At 49.8% G+C, this 3,609-nt stretch carries 1 rRNA gene; it reads right to left on the minus strand.

Annotation, left to right across the window (positions count from 1 at the left end):
* Positions 1-361 precede the first annotated feature (361 nt).
* Positions 362-3,257: ribosomal RNA gene (locus LN736_RS18770) — 23S ribosomal RNA — on the minus strand.
* Between the last annotated feature and the right edge of the window lie 352 nt (positions 3,258-3,609).

The raw sequence follows: 3,609 nt of genomic DNA on the forward strand, positions 1-3,609 counted from the left end.
AAATTACTACTAACTTCGCATTCCTTCGTCAAGTCTTTCGCTGCGGTGCTCACTTACATGAGTAAGCTCTGCTCCTCACTCGAGTCTTCCCTTGAACTGCTCGCTATTACTAATTTTCTTATAAATTGCTATTAACTTCGCAATATTTCGTCAAAACATTCATTCCGATGCTCATTTACATAAGTAAATTCCGCTTCTCATTCACATTTTTCCTCATCTTGCTCGCTATTATCAATTTTCTTGACATATTACCTTATTATTACCAAAGGTATAAATCACTACTCCTCAGCTTCAGCTGAGTGAGTTTAGAGAACCCTGTTCTCTCAAAATTGCACAGTAAATATCTCTTCCATGTCTTCTTTTGGTCAAGCCCTCGACCTATTAGTATCAGTCAGCTGAGCAGGTTACCCTGCTTACACCCCTGACCTATCTCCTCGTGTTCTCCGAGGGGTCTTACCAGCTTTCGCTGTGGGAAATCTCTTCTCGAGGGGGGCTTCACGCTTAGATGCTTTCAGCGTTTATCCCTTCCCAACTTGGCTACCCAGCGGTGCTCCTGGCGGAACAACTGGTTCACCAGAGGTCAGTCCATCCCGGTCCTCTCGTACTAAGGACAGCTCCTCTCAAATTTCCTGCGCCCGCGACGGATAGGGACCGAACTGTCTCACGACGTTCTGAACCCAGCTCGCGTGCCGCTTTAATGGGCGAACAGCCCAACCCTTGGGACCTACTTCAGCCCCAGGATGCGACGAGCCGACATCGAGGTGCCAAACCTCCCCGTCGATGTGAACTCTTGGGGGAGATCAGCCTGTTATCCCCGAGGTAGCTTTTATCCGTTGAGCGATGGCCCTCCCACGAGGTACCACCGGATCACTAAGACCGACTTTCGTCCCTGCTCCACCTGTCTGTGTCGCAGTCAGGCTCCCTTTTGCCTTTGCACTCTCCGAAGAATTTCTAACCCTTCTGAGGAAACCTTTGTACGCCTCCGTTACCCTTTCGGAGGCGACCGCCCCAGTCAAACTGCCCACCTAACATTGTCCCGTCGCCAGTTTCATGGCACCCGGTTAGAATCCCAGTACCGTCAGGGTGGTATCCCAACGTCGGCTCCACATGGGCTGGCGCCCATGCTTCCATGTCTCCCACCTATTCTGTACAGACAATACCGAAATTCAGTGTTAAGCTGCAGTAAAGCTCTACGGGGTCTTTCCGTCCAATCGCGGGTAGCAAGCATCTTCACTTGCACTTCAATTTCGCCGGATTTGTTGTCGAGACAGTGCTCAAATCATTACGCCATTCGTGCGGGTCGGAACTTACCCGACAAGGAATTTCGCTACCTTAGGACCGTTATAGTTACGGCCGCCGTTTACTGGGGCTTAAGTTCTTACCTTCATATCTCTATTAAGTATTCCCCTTAACCTTCCAGCACCGGGCAGGCGTCAGCCCCTATACTTCAGCTTTCGCTTTAGCAGAGACCTGTGTTTTTGATAAACAGTTGCTTGAGCCTCTTCTCTGCGGCCTCTTCCGAGGCACTCCTTCTCCCTAGGTTACGGAGTCAATTTGCCGAGTTCCTTGACAACAATTCTTCCGATGGTCTTAGGATCCTCTCCTCACCTACCTGTGTCGGTTTGCGGTACGGGCACAGTTTACCTCCCTAGAGACTTTTCTCGGCAGTGTGATCTCGGATACTTCGCCTTTCGGCTTCCCCGTCACAGCTCACAATTGAAAAGGGGGATTTGCCTCCCTTCCCTTACTCGCTGCTTGGACATACCTCCATCTGTATGCACATCCTATCCTCCTGCGTCATCCCTTCGGGTCTTTACCGGTATTCTGCGGTATCGGACTCTCAACCGATTGTCCATCACCTACGCCTTTCGGCCTCGGCTTAGGTCCCGACTTACCCTGGGTGGACGAACCTTCCCCAGGAAACCTTAGGTTTTCGACCAATAAGATTCTCACTTATTTCTCGCTACTTATGCCAGCATTCTCTCTCCTGTCCTGTCCACTGCTCCTTCCGGTACAGCTTCTACCTGGACAGCATGCTCCTCTACCGCTATCTCTAGCCCACAGCTTCGGTGGTAAGTTTTAGCCCCGGACATCTTCGGCGCATGACCTCTTGACTAGTGAGCTGTTACGCACTCTTTAAATGTATGGCTGCTTCTGAGCCAACATCCTAGTTGTCTTAGAGATCACACTTCCTTTTCCACTTAACTTACACTTTGGGACCTTAGCCGGTGGTCTGGGCTTTTTCCCTTTTGACTACGGATCTTATCATTCGCAGTCTGACTGCCGGAATTCAAGTATTTGGCATTCGGAGTTTGATAGGGTTCAGTAACTGTTGTCAGCCCCTACCCCAGTCAGTGCTCTACCTCCATTACTCATTCCCGACGCTAGCCCTAAAGCTATTTCGAGGAGAACCAGCTATCTCCGAGTTCGATTGGAATTTCTCCGCTATCCACAGCTCATCCCATGGTTTTTCAACACCATTGTGGTTCGGTCCTCCACGAAATTTTACTTCCGCTTCAACCTGGCCATGGATAGGTCACCCGGTTTCGGGTCTGCACTATACAACTTCCCGCCCTTTTAAGACTCGGTTTCCCTCCGGCTCCGTACCTTAAGTACTTAACCTTGCTGCATACCGCAACTCGCTGGCTCGTTCTACAAAAAGCACGCCGTCGCACTTTATTGTGCTTCGACTATTTGTGGACACACGGTTTCAGATTCTATTTCACTCCCCTCCCGGGGTTCTTTTCACCTTTCCCTCACGGTACTTCTTCTCTATCGGTCACCAGGTAGTATTTAGCCTTGGGAGGTGGTCCTCCCTGCTTCCCACAAGGTTCCTCGTGTCTCGTGGTACTCTGGTTCAGGCCTTCGAGTCTCTGCTTTTCACCTACCGGGCTTTTACCGTCTGCGGCTCAACTTTCCAGTTGTATTCGCTTAAGCTTCCTCTCTCTTTTTGACCTGACCTCAACCCCAGGAACAAGTTCCTGGTTTGGGCTCTTTCCCTTTCGCTCGCCGCTACTTGGAAAATCGATCTTTCTTTCTCTTCCTCCGGGTACTTAGATGTTTCAGTTCCCCGGGTTTGCCTCTGAAGTCCTATGTATTCAGACTCCAGTTCCCGGTCTTTGCCGGGTGGGTTTCCCCATTCGGATATCTCTGGTTCTCTGGCTATTTGCGCCTACCCAGAGCTTTTCGCAGCTTATCACGTCCTTCTTAGGCTCCTGGTGCCAAGGCATCCTCCGTGCGCCCTTTGTAGCTTGACCTTTGCTTCGAAAATTACCATCAGCTTCACAATACTGCGTCAAAACTCTCTTTCCTTGTCTTGTTCGCTGCTGCCAATTTTCTATTACTCTGATTGGAAAATCGCCATTAACTTCCCCTGGCTGCGTCAAAAGCTTCACTCCAGTGCTCATTTACATAAGTAAACTCCGCCCTTCCTTCTGCTTTTTCCTTGCCATACTCGTTACTGCCAATTTTCTATTACTCTGATTGGAAAATTGCTACTAACTTTGCATTTCGTCGTCAAGTCTTTCGCTGCGGTGCTCACTTACATAAGTAAGCTCTGCTCCTCCCTCAAGCCTTTCCTCGAACTGCTCGTTACTGCCAATTTTCTAT

This window comes from Clostridium aromativorans (assembly GCF_020908015.1).
Lineage (GTDB): Bacteria > Bacillota > Clostridia > Clostridiales > Clostridiaceae > Clostridium_B > Clostridium_B aromativorans.